Raw genomic sequence first — 16,809 nt, forward strand, 5'->3', positions numbered from 1 at the left:
GTGCAGGAGGAGCGCCAGGACCACGACGAACACCACGAGCGACAGGAGCCAGAAGACCAGGTAGAGGGCCACATGGCCCAGGGAGTCGGCGAAGCGGAAGTCCTGTGCCGTGGTGACGAAGTTGGAGATGCCGGTGAAGGCGCCTCCGGCGTTGGTGAACGCGAAGTAGATCGCGTAGCAGGTGGGAAGGACGCCGAAGGCGACCAGCAGCAGTACGTAACCGGCGACGAATGCCACGCCGGCCCGGCTTTGCCGGGAGGTGCCGCGAGGGCGCCCCCGGACGGAGCCGGCCGAGGAGGGCGTGAGCGTCACCGGGAGACCTTGTATCCGTCGGCCTTGGCGTACTTGACGATCGAGTCCTGCCAGGCGGGCAGCAGCGATTCGATGCTCTTGCCCTGTGTCAGGCCGGGCTTGACGGTGGCGGCCCAGATCGCCTCCTGGCTGAACTGGCCCGAGCCCCAGTCCGACCACACCTGCGAGGAGGCGTCCTTGAGAGGCGTGAGGTCGCCGACGAAGTAGCCGGAGGCGGCCTGTGCCTTCAGCCAGTTCTCGGCGGCGGGCGCGTACGCCGGGAAGCCGGGGGCCTTCTCGCCCTGGTAGGCGTTGTCGGTGGTGACCCACTTCAGGAAGTCGGTGGCCGCCTTGATGTGCTCGGAGTGCTGGGACAGCAGCCAGGTGCCGCCGCCGACGTTGCCGGTGGACGGCGAGGTCTCACCCTGCCACTGCGGCATGGGCGCCACCGCGATCTGCTTGGCCGGGGTCTTGAAGGTGCCCTGGAACAGAGCGCCGCCGTACCAGGCCGGGCCGGGCATGAGCAGTACCTTGTCGGCCTTGTTCTTGGCGAAGTCGGTGCTGAAGACGCCGCTGATGGACATGGACTTGTTCTTGATCAGCACGTCCATGAGCTTGGCCATCTTGGTGCAGGCCTCGCTGGCGGTGTTGACCGACGCGGACTTGGGGCCGGTGATGTGGTTGGCGCCGCACTTGCTCGCCCACAGGTAGATCTCGGGGGTGAAGGAGTCGCCCGCGTCGCCCACGAGGTAGCCGGGGTGCTTCTTGGCGACCTTCTCGCCGATCCGCTGGTATTCCTCCCAGGTCGTCGGCACCGTGTAGCCGAACTTCTTCATCAGCGGGGCGTTGTACCAGAGCACGGCCTGGGAGAGGTCGTTGCGCAGGCAGTACATGGTGCCGTCGACCGTGCAGACGTCGTTGGCACCCTTGGCGAACCCGCCGAGGGTCGCGTCCGGGATCAGGCCCTTGTTCAGCGGGGCGGCGAAGCCGGCGTCGACCGCCCAGGTCACCTCGTTGTTCTGGGAGCTGAAGACGACGTCGGGCCAGCCCTTGCCGGTGCGGTTGAAGAGCTGGACCTTGGTCTGGAGGTAGTTCGAGCCGTTGGCGTCGCCGTCGTAGCTGACGATGCTCATCTTCACGCCCGGGTGCGACGCCTGGTACTGCTTCGCGGCGTCCATCCGGGTCGCGTCCACCCAGACGGTCAACGCCCCGTCCTTCTGCGGCGCCTGGGCGAAGCCGTCCTTGGTGGTCGTACCGGCGCCGCCACCACTGCCGCAGGCGGCCACCATGAGCAGCACGGTGGCGGCACAGCCGGCCAGCAGCGAGATACGTCTCCTGCTGGTCCCTGTCTCCTGGGCGGCCGAAGGCTTGTAGACGGACATGAGCGACTCCACTGGGTTTGCTTGCGGCTGCTGACGGCTCTGTCGTACCGCCGAGGAAAGAAATTAGCCGCGATATCGACGGGCGAGTCAAGGGGTGAGTAGGTCTTTTCTTGAGATTCGGCGTGCATGTCAAGGTGACTACTGCGAGTCATATACGCAGCTAAAACGGCACTAAAGGCCATAATTTGCATGCAGACTGATGATCAGGAGCGCCAAATGAGTCCGACTTATTAGAGTGTCTGGGGTAGGATGAACGCGGTTTAAGGTTGATCAGTCACCGTCGTCGCAGCCACCCGGAGGCAGGACACATGAAGGACACGCCCGTCGTGGCGGCAGAGGTGAACGGCGCGGACGAGCGGCGCGACTACCGGCCCGGTTACGAGGTCGTGGCGGAGCGGATCCTCGAGTTCATCGCCGAGTCGCGCCTGCTTCCCGGCGACCGGATCCCCACGGAGAAGGACCTGGCCCTGCAGCTGGGCACCAGCCGGGGGGTTGTCCGAGATGCCGTGAAGATCCTCTCGGCCCTCGGCCGGGTCCGGGTGCACAAGGGGCGCGGACTGTTCGTCGCGGACGAGGACGGCATGCTGATCACCAGCCGCTGGGCCGGCTTCTTCCGGCCCGTGGACCTCGATCACGTGCTCATGCTGTTCGAGTTCCGCAGGGTCCAGGAAACGGTTGCCGCCAAGCTCGCGGCCACCCGGGCCACGCCCGCCGAACTGCGCACCATCGAGGTCGCCATGCAGCAGTGCCGGCACGGGTACGTCCACGGTGAGGTCGACGTCTTCAACCAGGCGGACGACGACTTCCACGCCGCCGTGGCCGCGGCTTCGCACAACCCGTTCCTCGGCAGCGCGGTGCGTGAGGCCCGCCAGCTGCAGCGCCAGTCCAGCGCGATCGTCCACGACACCATCGGCGAGGGCACCGCGGCCGCGGTCGAGGAGCACGAGACGATCTACCGCGCCATTCGCGACGGCCGACCCGACGAGGCCGCCGCGGCCACGGCCGTACACCTCGACCGGACGCTGGAAGACTACCGACGAGAGATCCAGCGCCGCCTGTTCGGCTGACCGTTGTGCCGACACATGCCGGAGGGGCTGTCACAGGGTGAGGAGTCGCCGGTCCTGACCGGCGCCACCGGCGACCGGCCACTCAATGAGCATGGCGCTTCGGCGGTCGAGGCGTCGCAGGCATCCAGCAGTGGTCAGCGAGCGGGTCGAGCCGAGGCCGATCTTGAGTCAGTGCCCGCTGCTGCCGTCGTACAAAGTGAGAGTGGGGGGCCTGCGGGCCGCGACGCACCCTCTGGGAGAGGGGGCTTCGGTGGCCAGTCTGCGACGATTTGGGCCCTGCGGGGACGAAACCTTGAGGACGACGAGAAAGCGGCACGCCGTCTTCCCGTCTGCACCTGCCACCGTGAGGTTTGTGAGGCGGGCCTGTGGAGGAGTGCAGTGGTCTTTGCGGTACTCGCGCGGGCTGACGCCGCCGTGTAGGGGTCGGCCGGCGGCATGACCGGACGTATCCAACGTGCCGGTGCGGGCGGGCGTGGGGCCCGTCGGTGCCGTCAGGGCTGCGGGGTCGGTCGGCGGCTCGCCCATGCCCGGGCGATGTGCTCGCGCATCGCGCGGGCGGCTCCGTCGGCGTCACGATGGCGGAGCAGTTCGAGTATGGCCACGTGCTCGCCCAGTGACATGGTCAAGCCGTCGCGGGTCGAGTGACCGGTGTAGAGGCGTGACAGGCGGGCCTTGCCGTGAACGCTGCGGATGATCGCCTGACCCAGGAGATTCCCGGAAGCCCTCATGATCATCTCGTGGAAGGCGGCGTCTTCCTCGGCGTAGCGCACCGGGTCGTCCAGTGCCTCCCGCAGCGCGGTGACCTGCTCCTCGAGTTGGGCGAGTTCGAGGTCGGTGATGCGGCCGGCCGCGTCGGCGGCCATCTCGGCCTCCAGGGCGATCCGCACACTGACCAGCTGGTCGAGGATCGTCAGCGTCCGGTCGTGACGGACCTGAGCCTCCAGGACGACAGGGTCCAGAAGATTCCACTCCTGTGGCTCGCGCACCCGTGTACCGCGCCCGGGCGCCGCCCTGATCAGCCCCTTTTCTTCGAGTACCTTCACCGACTCGCGCACGACGGTCCGGCTGACGCCGAACTCCTCGCACAGCACCGCCTCGATGGGCAGCGCGGAGTCCGGCGGGTAGGCCCCGCCCACGATCCGGTCGACGAGATAGGTGACCACGGTGTCGCTGAGCCGGCCGGTCTGCCGTCGGGGAACGGCTCCCAGCGACCCCTCCGAGGGTGCAGACGCCAGTCGTTGACGATTCGCCGGGGTACGGGCCACGTGCGGCTCCTCGTGATCAGTAAATGCCACATCATACACCTTGTGGATTATGTCATTCGTATGATGAAGTTCGTCCGCCCGGCGAAACGCCGGTGAAACATGGCCGAAGTCCGCCGGGTCGCGACCGGGATGGGACCAGGCACGGTGTCGCATCACCGAAGGAGCCCTCGTGCTGTCACTCCGAAGAACGATTCCCTCACACCGCCCCGGGCTGCGGATACGTGCCGCGGCTGCGGCGACGGCGCTCGTCGGCGCCCTGCTTTCCGCAGTCGCATCCGCCGGAGCGGCGCAGGCCGCGACCATGACGACGCTCTACGCGTCCCCCTCGGGCACCGGCACCGCATGCTCCGTGAGCCAGCCGTGTTCGATCACCCAGGCACAGACCTCGGTGCGTGCGGTCAACTCCGGCATGACCGGCGACATCGTCGTGCAGTTGGCGGACGGTACCTACCGCCTCTCCGCCCCGCTCACCTTCACCGCCGCCGACTCCGGCACCGGCGGCCACACGGTGATCTGGAAGGCCGCGCTGGGCGCGCATCCCGTCATCACCGGCGCGCAGCGGGCGACAGGCTGGACGCTGCAGGACTCGGCGAAGAACATCTGGAAGGCGGACGTCGGCACCGGGTTCGACACCCGGCAGCTGTACGTCGACGGCGTCCTGGCGCAGCGGGCCCGCTCCACGGTCAACCGCTCGGACCTGACCGTGACCACGAGCGGCTACACGTTCACCAACAGCTCGCTGAACTACCTCAACAGCCTTGCGAACCCCGGCCGGACCGAGATCCACGGCATAGGGTCCTGGACCGACCGCTACTCCCCGGTGTCCGGCATCAGCAACGGCACCATCACCATGACCCAGCCCGCGTGGACCAACAACACGTTCGGCTGGGACACCCTGTCCAACCCGCTCCGGATCGGCCCGCTCTACATCGAGAACGCCTACGAGTTCCTCGACACCGCCGGTGAGTGGTACCTCGACACCAACACCGGCACCCTGTACTACAAGCCGCTGCCGGGCCAGAGCATGAGCACCGCGGACGTCGATGTGCCGAAGCTCGACTCGCTCGTCGACGTCGGGGGAAGCTATGCCTCTCCCGCCACCCACATCACGTTCTCAGGGCTGCAGTTCTCGGGCACCAGCTGGATGGGCCCGAGCGGCAGCAACGGGTACGCTGCCCAGCAGACCGGGACCTACCTGGCCGGCACCTGGTCCGTCCCGTCGGACTGGCTGACCTCCTGCAATGGTCACGGCTGCAAGTTGTTCGAGGCGACCCGCCCGCACTGGAACCAGATGCCGGCCGCCGTCCAGGTCTCGGCCGCCGACCACATCGCCTTCACCGGCAACCGGTTCACCGACCTCGGGCAGCTCGCCCTCGGTATCGGCCAGGACGCCAACGCGCACGCCACCGGTGTCGGACTCGGTGCCGACACCATCACCGCCACCGGGAACGTCTTCACCCAGGACGCGGGCGGCGGCATCGTCGTGGGCGGGCTCCAGGCGGACGCGCACCACCCCAGTGACAGCCGGATGACCAACAAGAACATCACCCTGAACGACAACGTCATCCACGACGTGGCGATCGACTACCGCGACATGACGGGCCTCCTGGTCACCTACGTCAACGGCGCGAGCGTCTCGCACAACGAGGTGTACAACCTGCCCTACTCCGGGCTCGCCATCGGCTACGGCTGGGGCGTCAACGACCCGGGCGGCAGCCCGGACTACGCGAACCGGGGCCTGTACGACTACCAGCCCGTCTACTCGACGCCCACCACGGCCCAGAACAACACCGTCACGGGCAACCACATCCACGACATCATGCAGCAGATGGCCGACGGCGGCTGCGTGTACACCCTGTCGGCCTCGCCCGGTAGCACGATCACGGGGAACTACTGCCACAACACCAACAACTACTACGGCCTCTACCACGACGAAGGCTCCCGGAACTTCACCGACACCAACAACGTCGTGCGCTACACCAACCAGTGGCTCTTCGCCCACGTCAGCTCAACCCACAACACCGGCGCCCTGACCGCCACCGACAACTGGACAAACAACGACAACGCCAACATCAGTAGCACCGACGGCCACGGTGACACGGTCAGCGGCACCGTCGTCGTCACCGACGGCAACTGGCCGTCCGGCGCGCAGACCGTCATGACCACCGCCGGCATCGAGCCGCAGTACCGGCCGCTGACCACCGGCGCCGTCACCGGCCCCTACAGCGCCTACTCCTCCACCCCCGCCGCCACCGGGCAGACCGGCGGCTTCTTCACCGTCACCGACGCGGGCACCGACATCTGGGGCGCCGGCGGCCAGCACGACGACACCTACGGCACCGTCTACCAGGCAGGCGCCGCCGTCAACGGCACCTCGGTGACCGCCCGGGTCGACAACATCGACAACACCAACGCCTGGGCCAAGGCCGGAGTCGTGCTGCGCAACAACCTCACCGGCAGCGGCTCCTCACCCGGCTACGCGACCGTGGTGGTGACCCCGGCCAACGGCGTCAGCTTCCAGTGGGACTCCAACGGCGACGGCTACCTCGACCAGCTGACCTCCACGGCCACCTCGGTCAAGGCACCGGTCTGGGTGCGGCTCACCCGCACCGCCACCCAAGTGTCCGGCTACTACTCCACCGACGGATCCACCTTCACCCAGATCGGCTCGGCGGTGACCCTGCCGTCCATGGCCGCCACCCAGGACGCCGGAGTCATCCACACCGCCCACAGCACCACACCCGGCAGCGCGACCTTCAGCAAACTCCAGATCGTCACCTCGCCCTGGCGTGCCTACAGCTCCATCCCGGCCGCGGTGAGCCAGAGCCAGGGAGTGACCTCCCTGACCAGCGCGGGCATCGACACCTGGGAAACGACCGCGCTGCACGACGACGAGTACTCCGCGGCCTACCAGCCGGCCGCCGCGGGAACCTCCTCCACCGTCACCGTCCACGTCGACAGCCAGGACAACACCAACGCCTGGGGCAAGGCCGGCCTGATGCTGCGCAACAACATCGCCGCAGCCGGCTCGTCCGCCGGCTACGCCTCCCTCTCCGTCACTCCCAGCAACGGCGTCACCCTGGAGTGGGACTCCGACAGTGACGGCTACGTCGACAAGAGCACCACCAAGACCGGCCGCTCCGCCCCCGTCTGGCTCCGGCTGGTCAGGAGCGGCACCTCGGTCACCAGTTCCTACTCCGTCGACGGCACCACCTGGACCACCGTCGGCACCGCCACACTGACCGGAGCGAACAGCAGCCTGGACGCGGGCACGTTCTTCACGGCCCACGCCCCGGCACCCGGCACCGCGAGCTTCAGCCAGTTCTCCATCAGCTGACGAAGCGGAAGGGGCACCGGGGACTGCGGCAGGACCGCCAGGCTCAGCGTCGCCTGGCGGTCCTGGCCACGCCGAGGATGTGACGCAGACGTCGCGCTGACCGGGACTGGCATCGTCCCGGCCGGCGGGCAGCTCTACAAGATCGTGAACAGGAACAGCGGCAAGGTCCTCGACATCAACAGCTTCAGTCACCGGAGGGGGACTTCGATACAGCGGCACTCCTTCGCCGGCGGCAACAACCAGCTGTGGCCCTTCCAGCCGACCACCGGCGGGTACCTCGTCTGCAACTCGGACCCATCAACGGCATGGTCGCCGACGGCTGGGGCTCCACCACCAACGGCGACCCTGCCCGGCAGAAGGCCTGGGACGGCAGCGACACGCAGCAGCGACCACGGCGGTCTGGCCCGCGGCGACCTTGTCGGCGAGGACCCTGGAGCAGCTGCCGAGGAAGTTCCGGCGCGGCCGGCGCACCCTGATCCGCACCGACTTCACCGGCGTACCCAGAAGTTCCTCGACCAGGGCCTGTATGGAGTTGTGATCAAGGCTGTGATCCGCGGTGTCGGATCACAGAGGAGGCCGGCGCATAATTCGAGTCCGGCCTGGTAGCTTTCAGGCTTTTTGTCGTAGCGGCCACCGTGCGCCGTGTCCTCGTTCTGCGGGGACTCAGCCGGCTGCGCGACATCGATCCCCGCCCACTGGCGAGCAACTGCGCAAAGTCATCCGCTACGAACACGAATGCATTGGCGACCTGATCCACGTAGACATCAAGAAGCTCGGTCGCATCCCCATCGGCGGTGGGTGACGGACGCACGGCCAGGGGACCGGCTCGCCTGCACCGAGGCCCTGGACGACGAGAGGCCGTCACCGCGGTCGCCTTCTGGCACCGCGCCGCTGCCTTCGTCGCCGCCCACGGCATCACCTCGATCCGCCGTTACCTCACCGACAACGGGTCGTGCCACCGGTCCACGACCTGGGCCAACGCGCTCGCCGCGACCGGTACGACGCACAAGCGGACCCGGCCCTACACCCCGCGCACGAACGGGAAGGTAGAGCGCTCTAACGGGACACTCGCCCGTGAGTGGGCGTACGTGCGCGACTACACGTCCGAACACGAACGCCGCGTCACGCTCGCCGAGTTTGTGAGCTACACAACCACGAGCGGCCACACCGTACGGGAAGCCCCGAGATCACGACAGAAGGTGTGATTGGCGGTGCCGGCCACGGCGGTGACCGGCACCCATGGCGACACCCAACTGAATGGCGGGGCCGCCCGCACCACCACGCGCCCGACAATCAGCAGATTGTCGCCCGGGGCGAGCCGCAACACGTCACGCAAGGCGTGCAGCGCGGCGACACCGACACTCGTCAGCGCCGCCGCCTCGGCCAGGTCAGCTTTGCCCAGGGCCAAGCTGACGGTCGATACCTTCACGGTGATGAACTCGGCGGCGGCCCCGACACGGCTGGACACGTCGGTGAGGAAGAACCTCCACACCCGTTGTCCGTGCGTCAGGTCGGTCACGCCGCCGCCGAGGGCGACCACCTCCCCGGTGAAGATCCCGGCAGGTCCGTTTGGGGAAGCTGCGGCCCTACATGATCCTCATGCCACCGGACCGGATCGACACATCGACCGGGTTGACGCTCGTGCCGTGGACGCGGACGAGCAACTCGCCGGCGCCCGGCTGCGGCCGCGCGACTACGCGAATCTCCAGCCCCTGGGGACCGCCGTACCCGCCGTACTCCACGGCGCACATCATCGGCCGGGCGGCCTGCCCGGAGGTGGTCAGGAGGGGTCTCACCGATCGGCGAACGCCGTTTCGATCGTCTTCTTCATGAGTGCCACGGTGGTCCGCATGGTGCTGGTGGCGTAGTCGACGACCGACGCGGGCGCGAACTCGGTCGTCCAGACGAGATGGACTCCCTCCTCGTCCTCCCGCACGGTCTGTGACCCCAGGTGGTGTGTCAGCGGACCGCCCTCGGTCGCTTGGTAGGTGAGCTTTCGGGCGCCATCGTCGACTTCGACGATGCGCTCGGTGATCTTCATGTCATCGGCGAACGTCACCGTCCTGCTGTCCGGTCCCTTTTCCACGTGGAGCGCGAATCCCGGGATGAGCCGGGTGTCCACCGCATAGACATCGCGCACGGCATCCCACGCGAACTCCGCGCTGGCTTCCACGACGACATCGACCGTCACCGAGCTCACGCCGGCTTCTTCGTAGCGAACTTCCATGAGCAAGGTCATGGTGTTTCTCCTTCTCTCTTCTGATCGTCTGCTGCGGTGCGGGCCGTCGCCGGCCCGGGTTGGTGCGGCTGGTGCTCGCCGAGAACGTCAGGGCACCATCACGACCCGGCCGATCCGGCCGCGCTGCTCGGCGTAGTGGTGCGCGGCCGCAGCGTCGGCCAGGGGGAAGACGCGGTCGATCACGGCTTCCAGTTCGCCGTCCGCGATGCGGCGGATGAGGTCCGCCATGTACGCGTGGACCCGGGGCTCATGGAGAAGGGAGGCGAGCCCTACGCCGTGGAGCGTCGTGTTGCTGCGGATCAGGCTCACGACGTCGACCGTGCTCTCTTCGCGGGAAGCCGTGCCCAGCGGGACGATGTGCCCGCCGTGACGGGTGGCCTCGATCAGCTGCTGGAGCAGCGGCGGGCGACTGGATCGCGACCAATCCCAAGCGCCACCACGAGCTGAGTATCGCCAAGAACGCCGAGTGCGACGGCAAGTACGTACCCTTCGTCAAGATGGTCAAGGGCATCAACCGCGAACTTGGCGAGCCCGTTTCGCCCTCCTTCCTCTTGGAGGTCATGGCCCAGTCGCTGGTGAAGCCGCCGATCGGGCGCTACCAGGATGAGATCGTGCTGTTCCTGGCCACCGCCGCCGAGCGCATCGGCGACGAGTGGCTCGACCCCGCCGGCCTGGGCGGCGACGTCAACGCCGTCATGAACGCGACCCAAAAACTCGCCGCGGCGGACGCGCTCGATCAGGGCCGCGCCATCGCGGAAAGGGCGATCGACCTGGAGGACGAGGAGCAAGAACGCGCCGCCTACGACGAGTGGAAGAAGCTGTTCGGAAACCGGATGACCAGGCCATGAATCTCTCAACCAACCCCGACGGTGTCCGTGGGATCCCGCCTCGGGCCATCCACGAGCGGCAGCTCGATGACGACTTGTTGCTTCTCCAACGCGCTGCGTCCGCAAGCCACCAACGCGGTCAACTCCTCGAAGCCATACGTGTCACCGCCGCCGTCGCGTTCGCCGCCGTCGGCGTATCTATCACGCTGATTGGCCACGGCCGGACAGTCGTCTCGATCCTCGGGTTCCTCTGGTTCGTCGTCTCCGCGTTCCTGCTCAAGGGCCTCGCCGGGAACACAGCCCGCCAGGGCGCTCTGCTCCAAGAGATGTTCGACGTCGCCCTGTTCCACTTGCCGTGGCGTGCCACGGTTGCAGGTGACCCCATCGCCGAACCCGACGTCCGCCGCCTGGCGCGCAAGCTCACCAGAGGTAGCGCGAAGGACAAGCGCATCACTAACGGCTGGTACGACCCCACCAACGACGTGCACCATCCCTATGACGTCTTCATCGCCCAGGAACAGAATCTCGCCTGGGATGCCCGCCTCCGCCGTCGCTACAGCTGTCTCATCGCCGCTACCGCGATGCTGTGGGCCGCCGTCGGATTCTTCGCCGGCCTGGTGGTCGCGGACGCCACTCTGGGTGACACCCTTCTCAGCTTCTTCGTACCGTCCCTGGCGGTTTACCAGATCGCTTACGAAATCTGGTCCGGCCAACGCAAGGTGGCCGACGAACCCGATCGGCTCACTAAAGTCGTCAACACAGAGCTGCAGAACGGGCGTCCCGGTCCCGTCCCAAACGACGAATGGCGGCGCCTACGGAACGTTGCACGGGACGTACAGGATGGCGTACTCCGCACCCGCCTGGACCCCACCCGAGTTCCAGAGTGGTTTTATAAACGCTTCCGAGAAGGAGACGAACGCGACTTCGGCGACACCGCAGAAGGCCACCGGGTCCGCCTCGCTGAAAACACATCCCCATAGCCCGCTGGTCCGGACGCTCCAAGCTACTCAGTGAAATGTCTCAAATGAACATGGGAGCGCCTCGCTCCGACACTCACGCATAAGAGTGGACGCGATGGTTGGTGGCCAAGCTTGTTGCGAGCCTGCGCCGAATGCACCATGGTAGTGCGTTCTGCGGGTTATTCATTTTCCGCCAGTTAACGTTCGATGTGGTAGCGGCTTTGGGAGACAACGGCTTGGCGGAGTTTGGCGGTGAATTCGGGTGTGCGGGCGATTCGGTCGACACCGCCGGCTTTGCTCTGACGCAGGGCGCTCTTGAAGTTCTGTTCCAGCGTGCCCGTCATGCGCGTCATGAGGTCGTCAGTGAGGTGGACGAGGTCGATGTTGAGTAAGCCCCGCAGGGTGGGCTGCCTCAGCCGAGTGAGTGTGTGGGCGGACATTGCTGCCAGGGGGTAGAGCCAGTTCTCCAGGGTTTCTCCCAGCAGGGGCCGGTCTTCGGTGTACTGAGCGAGGAAGGCTCGTAGACGGGTGTGGACATCGAGGCAGAGGCGGTAGATGTCCAAGTCGTGGCGGGGGAAAAGATCTGGGCGTAGTGCTGGTCGTCCAGTAGCAGTGCGTCCGAGTGTCGCAGTGCGGTGTGTGGTTCGCGCTGGACGAAGGCGGTGAACTCCCGGGCCAGGCGGGTCATGCTGATGACCCGGTCGAGGGGGAAGCCGAGGTTGCGGTAGTAGCTGGCGCGGCGTTCGTAGTAGTAACCGCCGGCGTGGCCCAGGCTTTCCTCGATGTCCTTCTGGATGGCTTCGGTGGCTCGCAGGGCGCCCGCTGGCAGTTGTGTCTGGCTGTTTGTGGCTCGGATGATGCGGTCGCGGGCGGTGCCGGACTCGGGTGCGACCACGATCTTGACCAGAAGGGAGCGGTCGCGGTGCTGGCCGCCGTTCTGGAAGTAGCTGTAGATCTCATGGCTGGTCTGCAGCCCGTTGACGATCTGCGGCTCCTTGACGACGATCCTTTTGCCTGCGATTTGGGCAGCGTCTGCGACTACGGTGACACCGTTGTTGAACCACCAGAAGTCCTCGCCGGTGCCGGACTTGAGCGTCTCGCCGATGGCGTTGTTCACCGCAGTGGATCCGGCGTAGTCGCGTACGTTCGATTCGAACAGTTCCAGTCGCAGTGCTTCGTTGTCGGAGGTGATGAAGTGGTAGTACTCGTCCAAGCGGGCAAGGCACACGTATCCCTCGCCGAGTGAGGTGCTCATCGGAGTTTCGGTGAACACCAACTGCGCGACAGCTTTGGCACCTCGGGCAGTACGTTCGCGGAGGTCAGCGGCGTTGAGGTACTCCAGGTCTGCCTTGGTGTCCGAAGTGATCTTCGCGAGCTCTCGCCGCAGCCGGTCTCCCTTGGCCTTCACATTGGGGTGCGGCGTCTCGGCGGCTTTGTTGGCGTAGATCACCTTGATGCGGACCTGCGGGAACGATGACGCCAGCTCTTCGAGAATGTGCAGGAAGCGCCGTGTGCGGTCGAGGAGCTTGGCGTTCGTGTGCGCCACCAGGTCATCTTCGTCCCGGCTCATGTCCAGCAGTGTCGGCAGATGGAAGTGCAGCTTCTCGACGACGGTCTCCTGGTAGCCCGTCGACGTCTTGGCTTGCAGGATGACCAATTCGATCTTGCCGGCGCGCGACGGCAGGAACTGATGGGCATCGGCGGTGACGTAACGCTCGTCCACAAAAGTCCAGATGCCGTCGATGCCGCAGTCGTGAGCACCGTCCACGATGCCGTCCATGATTTCGTCGTTGTCGAGGTCCCAGTCCTGCAGGGCCTTGTCGGCAGCGAAGAACGTGAAGAAGTCGTCCCTGCTTTTGTCTGGTGCCAGCTTCCGGTGCTGGTCCTCCAGGATGCGGTCGAGCAGCCGCTGGTCGTTGTTCTGTACGGACGTCATGCAGCACCACCCCCACCAAGGCGTCACACCCGTACAACGATGTTGGCAGGCTGATGCGGCCTGTGAACAGCCCGCGGACTAAGGAGAGTTGGGGAAACTGCTGGTGTATCGGGGTGAGTCCGGCTTGTTACGGCGGCGGCACGACCAAGTGATGGTCAATCCATTTCCAGTGTGCTGTCGATCCAGGACCGCCCGCAAAGGTCGAGATGGCGACGCGCTCGGGTGACCGCGACATAGGCGAGACGGACGTCAGACCGCTGACGACTTCAGGGAGAGGACGGCCCTCGGAGAGCAGCAGCGCGGCCCTCACCGTGCACATATATCGCAGCTGCTCCGGCCACCGATCACGGTGGCAGCAGGATAAGGGCCCACCATCTCGGCCTGCCGCGGGGGACCAGGTGACCCTCCGCTACGTCGGACAGAAAGCGCAGGTCAGCGCCACTCTCATTTTCAATGACCCGAACTCACGCTACTACGCCAACCGTCAAACTGATAGCGCGCAGGTCAGAGGCTTTGTCAACTCTCATTTTCAGAGGCCGCTCTCAGCACTACCTGCGCCTGCTTACGCCGCTGCTGCTGCAAGAGCCAGCCGACGCAGTCGAACTCATGCGCCAGGCGGAGGCGAAGCAGAGAACCGTGTGAGCACGGCGGGGTTGACGGCGGCTTCTGCGGCGCTTAACTGATGGCGTGAGTGCCCGGACCATTATGTCTGGGCCTTCACCCTGTCCGGCTTGTGGGTTCGGTGCCTGGCCCGCTAAAGCCAGAGCGCGACGAGGTGTCCCGGCCCATGTACAGCCAGGCGCCTGCCCTCCTCGGCCAACACGATGTGCACGCACCGATGCACGCAACGCAGCGGGAGACGGCAGTCTCGGGCGCGGCCGTCGATGCACAGGTCTCTACGGCCGTACCGGCCGGGGCGGGGGAGTCGATCGCAGTGGGGGCGGGCCCGCAGAAGCACTACTACACGGTCCAGCAGCAGCCACCCGCCGGATCGTGCCACTACCGCTACGAGCACGGCGAACCCCTCGAGGACCTCCACTGCACGCCGGGCGCGATCTCCCCGGCCATCACCCAGGCGAACCTGAAGTCGACGATCTGCCGCAAGGCGCCTACACCTCCAGGTTACGCCCCTCCGCGTACGTGACGGGCAAGGAGAAGAAGCTGAATGCCGCCTCCTACGGGTACACCGGTCGCATGGCGGATGCCGAGTACGACCACTTGATCAGCCTGCAGCTGGGTGGGGATCCTAACGATCCTCGCAAACGGCGCCGACCCCGGTCACAAGAAGGGCGCCGGGGTGAACAACAAGAAGGACCCGGTGGAGACGAAACTGCACACCGCGGTCTGCGCCGGCCAGGTCACTCTCGCGGCCGCGCAGCGCGCGATCGTCACGGACTGGACCACCGCCCTGACCACCCTTCACCTCAGCTGAAGCCACGGGACAAGGCGGCCGGGAAGAGCTCGGGTGTGGGAAAGCCCTGGCTGGACGGGGGAGACCAACCAGGGCCGTGAGTGGGACGTGCGGAGGGCGGTCGCCTCTCGGCGAGGTGCTCCATGGGGCTTCAGCCGGACGATCGTCCCCATGGGCTATAGGTGAGGCCCGGGGACACTGTCCCCTCCCCCAGCCACGTACAGGTGAACGGTCAACTGCCTCGGGTTGTTCCCCACAGAACCCGATGCAAGGCCGGGCGGCGGCCGAGGAGTTGGCCGCTCTGGCCGAGTCAGCCCGTGGGGGGCGGCGGCATGACGTACGAGCAGGACTCGACCACCACAAGCCGACAGTGCTTCTGCCCCGGCCGCGTCTCACCCTGCTACTCACGGGCCCGACTGGCAGCACCCGGGGCGCATCAGATCCTGGCTATGGGCAGGCCGAGGCGCCTTTCATTTGCCTCGAATCAGTGAGCTCTTTCAGTAGTGCCGCTCCAGGGTGAGGATGGCGGCTGCGATTGACGACATTCGGTTCGGGCTGCACCGGGCCCTGCGGAAGATCCGCCAGGACTTCAGCCGTGCGACGCCGCGCTCGACCGGTGCGCGTGCCGCCGACAGCGCGCGGTTGACGGTTTGCTGTGTTGGTGTGAGGTCGCGGCCTGGCGGGCGTCTGTGTGGCGTCGTCACCCATGGGCCGGCACCCATGTAGGCACGGTCGGCGAGGATCGGGACGCCTTGGCGTTCGCAGATCCGGATGATTCGGTGGGTGCGGGCTGCGGTCAGGTCGTGCGTGCGGCCGGGCAGTGTGGTGAGATCCACAGCAGTCGTCCGGTCGGATCGGTCACCACTTGTACGTTCACGCCGTGACGTCGGTGTTTTTGGGAGAAGTCGGCCCGGCTGTCGCCGACCCGGTCGCACTCCGCGAGGGTGCCGTCCAGCAGGACGTAGTCGGGGTCTGCTTCGCGCAGGCTCCGCAGCAGCCCGGGCGCGCGGTTGGCGATCAGGGCGATGACGGCTGCCGTGTAGGCGTGGGCGGTGCCGACGGAAATGCCGAAGTCGGCGGCGAGTTGGGCGAGGGTGTCGTGCCGCCACAGGTACACCAGGCCGACCAGGGCACGTTGGTGCGGCGGGAGCTTGCAGCGGCGGTCACCCTCGCGGGTGACGATGAGCATGGTGACCCACTCGACCAGGGCATGAGGTAGGTCGAGTGCGGCAGGATAGACAACCAACAAGGCTCCTGCGCCAATGAGTTGAGACGTCGAACACCTCCCTCAACGGCACAGGAGCCTTGTCCGTTGCGGACGGCGACGTCGTCACCCGATCAGTGGCCACTCTGAAAGAGCTCAGTCGAATCGCGCCGGCTATCGCCGTCCCCGCGACTGCTCCTGAGAGCGCCCAGGGAATGCTTGGGTGGCCGCCGTTGCGCTGGTAGCCGATGGACGCGGCGAGAAGGGTGACAGCAAGTGCGAGGATGAATCCGAACTGCCTGGTTCTCAATTTTCACCCGTTGATTGTCTGGATCTTGTGGTGGTGTGGGGCTGTTCGGGGTGCGGCCGTGATGGCAGCACCCCGAACAGCCCCTGACGGGTCAAACTTTCCGGCCGCCTAGCGGAAGCGGAAGCGACAGTGGGAGTTGGTACAGGACGCGCGCCAGATGGGACTCTAGCGTGCGGGTACCGGGCCGTAAGAGCTCGTTACAGAATGAGCCGTTCGTGACCGGCCGGTTTTCCGGCCCCGTCCCTCTTTCCCAGGTCCAGCAACCTACCCATCGCCGACCGTTAGCCGCTTGGATAGGCTCCGCGGGAAACCCTTCAGGAGGTGTCATGGCGAAGGTCACCATCAGCCTGGACAGCGATCTGGCCATCGAGGTCATGCTGCTGGCCGGTACCAGGAGCCCGCAGGACGCCGTCGAGTTGATCGTCCGCGACTACCTGGCACGGGGGCACCGCACCGAGGCTCGCGCCGGCAACGCCGCCGACCAGGATCGCCTCGCAGACCGGCGGTCAGCGCCGGAAGAGGGCCGATGAGCACTTCAGGTGAGATCGGCGTGTCGGCTGGTGGGTGAAGGTCCTTCTGGG

At 66.5% G+C, this 16,809-nt stretch carries 16 protein-coding genes and 3 pseudogenes; 10 read left to right on the forward strand and 9 right to left on the reverse strand.

Annotation, left to right across the window (positions count from 1 at the left end; translation table 11 throughout):
- Positions 1-312: pseudogene (locus tag ABZZ74_RS46575) on the reverse strand (sugar ABC transporter permease); the annotation flags it as partial.
- Complete coding sequence (locus ABZZ74_RS46580; protein ID WP_356950186.1) at positions 309-1,673, reverse strand: extracellular solute-binding protein; 1,365 nt, start codon at positions 1,671-1,673, stop codon at positions 309-311. The gene ABZZ74_RS46580 and the pseudogene ABZZ74_RS46575, both read right to left, overlap by 4 nt.
- A 308-nt stretch (positions 1,674-1,981) precedes the next feature.
- On the opposite strand from ABZZ74_RS46580, the gene ABZZ74_RS46585 reads away from it, so the two are divergent.
- Positions 1,982-2,740, forward strand: a complete 759-nt coding sequence (locus ABZZ74_RS46585; protein ID WP_356950187.1) for an FCD domain-containing protein — start codon at positions 1,982-1,984, stop codon at positions 2,738-2,740.
- 491 nt (positions 2,741-3,231) lie between these two features.
- Here the strand turns inward: ABZZ74_RS46585 and ABZZ74_RS46590 are convergent, their stop codons facing one another.
- Entirely contained in the window at positions 3,232-4,005 is a 774-nt protein-coding gene (locus ABZZ74_RS46590) for a FadR/GntR family transcriptional regulator (RefSeq protein WP_159403789.1), read from the reverse strand.
- 301 nt (positions 4,006-4,306) lie between these two features.
- On the opposite strand from ABZZ74_RS46590, the gene ABZZ74_RS46595 reads away from it, so the two are divergent.
- From ABZZ74_RS46595 to ABZZ74_RS46605, 3 genes and pseudogenes are all read left to right on the forward strand, one after another.
- Positions 4,307-7,342, forward strand: a complete 3,036-nt coding sequence (locus ABZZ74_RS46595; protein WP_356950188.1) for a DUF1349 domain-containing protein — start codon at positions 4,307-4,309, stop codon at positions 7,340-7,342.
- 144 nt (positions 7,343-7,486) lie between these two features.
- A complete protein-coding gene (locus tag ABZZ74_RS46600) occupies positions 7,487-7,948 on the forward strand; it encodes an RICIN domain-containing protein (protein ID WP_356950189.1) in 462 nt (153 codons plus the stop codon).
- Between the two features lie 115 nt (positions 7,949-8,063).
- A pseudogene (locus ABZZ74_RS46605) lies at positions 8,064-8,460 on the forward strand (integrase core domain-containing protein); the annotation flags it as partial.
- A gap of 26 nt (positions 8,461-8,486) precedes the next feature.
- Here the strand turns inward: ABZZ74_RS46605 and ABZZ74_RS46610 are convergent.
- The 4 genes from ABZZ74_RS46610 to ABZZ74_RS46625 form a co-directional block, all read right to left on the reverse strand.
- Positions 8,487-8,861, reverse strand: coding sequence for a hypothetical protein (locus tag ABZZ74_RS46610; protein ID WP_356950190.1), 375 nt, complete (start codon positions 8,859-8,861; stop codon positions 8,487-8,489).
- Positions 8,862-8,928: 67 nt separating this feature from the next.
- Positions 8,929-9,138, reverse strand: a complete 210-nt coding sequence (locus ABZZ74_RS46615; protein ID WP_356950191.1) for a hypothetical protein — start codon at positions 9,136-9,138, stop codon at positions 8,929-8,931.
- Complete coding sequence (locus tag ABZZ74_RS46620) at positions 9,135-9,581, reverse strand: SRPBCC family protein (protein ID WP_356950192.1); 447 nt, start codon at positions 9,579-9,581, stop codon at positions 9,135-9,137. The genes ABZZ74_RS46615 and ABZZ74_RS46620 overlap by 4 nt, the downstream gene beginning before the upstream one ends.
- A gap of 87 nt (positions 9,582-9,668) precedes the next feature.
- The gene (locus tag ABZZ74_RS46625; protein ID WP_356950210.1) at positions 9,669-9,980 is read right to left on the reverse strand and encodes a zinc-binding dehydrogenase; all 312 of its coding nucleotides are present in this window, start codon (positions 9,978-9,980) and stop codon (positions 9,669-9,671) included.
- 98 nt (positions 9,981-10,078) lie between these two features.
- On the opposite strand from ABZZ74_RS46625, the gene ABZZ74_RS46630 reads away from it, so the two are divergent.
- The 3 genes from ABZZ74_RS46630 (at position 10,079) to ABZZ74_RS46640 (ending at position 11,759) form a co-directional block, all read left to right on the forward strand.
- Positions 10,079-10,429: a hypothetical protein gene (locus ABZZ74_RS46630; RefSeq protein WP_356950193.1), complete on the forward strand. Its 351-nt coding sequence runs from the start codon at positions 10,079-10,081 to the stop codon at positions 10,427-10,429.
- Entirely contained in the window at positions 10,426-11,388 is a 963-nt protein-coding gene (locus ABZZ74_RS46635; RefSeq protein WP_356950194.1) for an S-4TM family putative pore-forming effector, read from the forward strand. Before ABZZ74_RS46630 ends, ABZZ74_RS46635 begins: the two co-directional genes overlap by 4 nt.
- A 101-nt stretch (positions 11,389-11,489) precedes the next feature.
- A complete protein-coding gene (locus ABZZ74_RS46640; RefSeq protein WP_356950195.1) occupies positions 11,490-11,759 on the forward strand; it encodes a hypothetical protein in 270 nt (89 codons plus the stop codon).
- A 20-nt stretch (positions 11,760-11,779) separates the two neighbouring features.
- Here the strand turns inward: ABZZ74_RS46640 and ABZZ74_RS46645 are convergent, their stop codons facing one another.
- Positions 11,780-13,303, reverse strand: a complete 1,524-nt coding sequence (locus tag ABZZ74_RS46645; protein ID WP_356950196.1) for an AIPR family protein — start codon at positions 13,301-13,303, stop codon at positions 11,780-11,782.
- A gap of 838 nt (positions 13,304-14,141) precedes the next feature.
- Between ABZZ74_RS46645 and ABZZ74_RS46650 the strand changes: the two genes are divergently transcribed.
- Together ABZZ74_RS46650 and ABZZ74_RS46655 are read left to right on the forward strand one after the other, a co-directional pair.
- Positions 14,142-14,447, forward strand: a complete 306-nt coding sequence (locus ABZZ74_RS46650; RefSeq protein ID WP_356950197.1) for a hypothetical protein — start codon at positions 14,142-14,144, stop codon at positions 14,445-14,447.
- Positions 14,448-14,540: 93 nt separating this feature from the next.
- Positions 14,541-14,735, forward strand: a complete 195-nt coding sequence (locus ABZZ74_RS46655) for a hypothetical protein (RefSeq protein WP_356950198.1) — start codon at positions 14,541-14,543, stop codon at positions 14,733-14,735.
- A 476-nt stretch (positions 14,736-15,211) separates the two neighbouring features.
- On the opposite strand, the pseudogene ABZZ74_RS46660 reads toward ABZZ74_RS46655, so the two are convergent.
- Positions 15,212-15,960 (reverse strand): annotated as a pseudogene (locus ABZZ74_RS46660) (transposase family protein).
- A gap of 594 nt (positions 15,961-16,554) precedes the next feature.
- Here ABZZ74_RS46660 and ABZZ74_RS46665 point away from each other — a divergent pair.
- On the forward strand, positions 16,555-16,758 hold the full coding sequence (locus tag ABZZ74_RS46665) for a hypothetical protein (protein WP_030677427.1): 204 nt from the start codon (positions 16,555-16,557) through the stop codon (positions 16,756-16,758).
- Positions 16,759-16,809 lie beyond the last annotated feature (51 nt).

The sequence above is a fragment of the Streptomyces sp. NPDC006476 genome (genome assembly GCF_040612015.1).
Taxonomy (GTDB): Bacteria; Actinomycetota; Actinomycetes; order Streptomycetales; family Streptomycetaceae; genus Streptomyces; species Streptomyces griseorubiginosus_B.